Here is a 3083-nt window from a genome sequence, read left to right as displayed (position 1 = left end):
CCGTCGGCGAGCAGAGCGCGCGTCGTCTTCTCGAACTCGACGGTCCGGCGCAGGTTCTGGTACCAGTACTCCGCGTCCAGTGCCGCGCTGTCGACTACCTCGTTCGTCACGGTCGAGTAGAACGGGATGTCCGGCACCCGAGGGGCAACCGGCGCCAGGAGCTGCGCCAGCTCCTCCCGGATGGATTCGACGTGGGGTGAGTGCGAGGCGTAGTCCACCGCGATACGACGCGAGCGCACCCCGTCCGCGCGAAGCACCGCGACCAGCTCGTCCAGAGCACTGTCCGTGCCCGAGACCACGGTGGACGAGGGGCCGTTGACCGTGGCCACACCGAGATCGTCCGCCCACTGCGTCAGATAGGGGCGCACCGCGTCGGCGGGCAGCGCGACCGAGAGCATGCCGCCCCGGCCGGCCAGGGCCTTGATGGCCCGGCTCCGCAGAGCCACCACCAGGGCGCCGTCCTCCAAGGACAGGGCACCGGAGACGACCGCAGCCGCGATCTCGCCCTGCGAGTGCCCGACCACCGCGTCCGGGACGACTCCGTAAGAGCGCCATACCTCGGCCAGGGAGACCATGACCGCCCACAGCGCGGGCTGGATCACGTCCACCCGCTCCAGCAGGCCCTCCGGATCACCCTCCAGCAACACAGCCGGCAGATCCCAGTCCGTATGTACGGACAGCGCACGCGCACAGTCCTCAAGCCGCGCCCGGAACGCCGGCGACGCCTCGAACAGACCCGCAGCCATACCCACCCACTGCGAACCCTGACCCGGGAACACGAACACGGTCCTACCGCCCGCGACCTCACCGGTCACGGCACCGGCGGACTGGTCGCCGGCGGCCAGTCCGCGTACCGACCGAAGCAGTTCCTCCCGGTCCTTGCCCACGGCGACCGCCCGGTGCGCGAAGGGCGTACGAGCGGCCACCAGTGCGGCGCCCACCTCGGACGCCGTCGTCTCCGGGTGGCTGTCGGCGAACGCCGCGAGCCGCGCGGCCTGCTCGCGCAGAGCGGCCGGGCTCTTCGCCGCGATCACCCACGGCGCGACCCCCTCGGCCCCGGGCACAGCGCGCTCGTCCGCCGCTGCCGGAGCCTCGGGAGCCTGTTCCAGGATCACGTGGGCGTTCGTGCCGCTGAAACCGAAGGACGAGACGGCCGCGCGGCGCGGGCGGTCCAGTTCGGGCCACGGCTGTTCCCGGGTGAGCAGCGCAACCGCGCCGGCCTCCCAGTCGACGTGCGGAGTCGGCTCGTCCACGTGCAGCGTGCGGGGCAGCACCCCGTGCCGCATGGCCTGCACCATCTTGATGACGCCGGCGACACCGGCAGCGGCCAGGGTGTGTCCGATGTTGGATTTCAACGAACCGAGCCACAGGGGCTGTTCGGGGGTCCGCTCCTGCCCGTACGTGGCGATCAGGGCCTGCGCCTCGATGGGGTCGCCGAGCTTGGTGCCCGTACCGTGCGCGTCCACGACATCGACGTCCGCGCCGGTCAGGCCCGCGTCGGCGAGGGCCTGCCGGATCACCCGCTGCTGCGAGGGGCCGCTGGGAGCGGTCAGACCGTTGCTGGCACCGTCCTGGTTCGTCGCCGAACCCCGGAGGACGGCCAGCACCTGATGCCCGTTGGCCTGTGCGTCGGAAAGCCTCTCCAGCAGGACCAGGCCCACGCCCTCGCCCCATCCGGTGCCGTCGGCCGTGGAGGAGAACGCCTTGCAGCGGCCGTCGGGCGACAGGGCGCGTTGCCGCGAGAACTCCACGAAGTTGATGGGCCCCGCCATCACCGTCGCACCGCCCGCCAGGGCGAGCGAGCACTCGCCCCGTCGCAGCGCCTGCGCCGCCAAGTGAAGGGCCACCAGGGAGGAGGAGCAGGCTGTGTCCACGGTCAGCGCCGGCCCCTCCAGGCCGAGGGTGTACGAGACCCGGCCGGAGGCGACGCTGGTGGTGGTGCCGGTGGAGACGTAGCCCTCCAGGCCCTCGGGGAGCCGGTCCAACCGGGTCACGTAGTCACCCGTGATGACGCCCGCGAAGACTCCGGTGTCGCTGCCGCGCAGTCGGTCCGGGTCGATCCCGGCGCGTTCGAGCGTCTCCCAGGCCGTCTCCAGCAGCAGGCGCTGCTGCGGGTCCATGGCGAGCGCCTCACGCGGGTTGATGCCGAAGAAGTCGGCGTCGAAGGTGTCGGCGTCGCGCAGGAAGGCGCCCTGCCGGGTGTATGAGGTGCCGGTGGCTTCCGGGTCGGGGTCGTAGAGGCCGTCGAGGTCCCAGCCGCGGTTCTCCGGGAAGCCCCCGACGGTGTCCACGCCGCCCTTCACGAGCTGCCAGAGGTCTTCCGGTGTGGTGATACCGCCGGGGAACCGGCAGCCCATGGAGACGATGGCGATGGCGTCGTCGGCACCGGCACCGGCACCCGCTGTGGCCGTGGCCGTGGTGGCGGGGGCCGGGACCACGGCCTGTGTGCCGAGCAGCGTGTCGCGCAGGTGGGTGGCGAGGGCGCCGGGGGTGGGGTGGTCGAAGATCAGGGTCGGGGTGAGGCGCCGGCCGGTGGCGGCGCCGAGCCGGTTGCGCAGCTCGACGGCGGACAGCGAGTCGAAGCCGAGGGTAGTGAAGGTCCTGCTCGGGTCCAGCACGGCGGCGTCGGACCGGCCGAGCACCGCGGCCACCTCCTCCCGGACCAGGTCCAGCAGCAGCCGGTCCTGCTCAGGGGCCGACAGCGGGGCGAGCCGCTGGGCGAGCGAGGTGGCACCTGCCGCCCCGGCCCGGGCGGCTGCTCGGCGTACCGGTGTACGGACCAGGCCGCGCAGGATCGGAGCGAGTGAGCCGCTCTTGGCGCGGGCCCGGAGGGCTGTGGTGTTCATCGGTACGGCAAGGAGCGCGGGCCGGTGGTGGCCGAGCGCGGCGTCGAAGGCGGCCAGGCCCTGTTCGGGCGTGATGGCGGCGGTGCCGGTCTCGGCGAGCCGGTCCAGGTCGGTCTGGGCGAGCGTGCCGCCCATGCCCCCGGCCTGGTCCCAGAGTCCCCAGGCGAGGGAGGTGGCGGGGAGTCCTTGGGTGTGGCGGTGGGCGGCGAGGGCGTCGAGGAAGGTGTTGGCGGCGGC

1 protein-coding gene is annotated in these 3083 nt (G+C 72.9%); it reads right to left on the bottom strand.

Annotated features, from left to right (window positions below; all coding sequences use genetic code 11):
* The coding region (locus ABZ565_RS35210; protein ID WP_361036374.1) for a beta-ketoacyl synthase N-terminal-like domain-containing protein at positions 1–3083 on the bottom strand (3083 nt) is incomplete at both ends.

Source organism: Streptomyces sp. NPDC016469, assembly GCF_040632905.1.
GTDB lineage: Bacteria > Actinomycetota > Actinomycetes > Streptomycetales > Streptomycetaceae > Streptomyces.
This window is presented reverse-complemented; position numbering and strand designations above follow the sequence as displayed.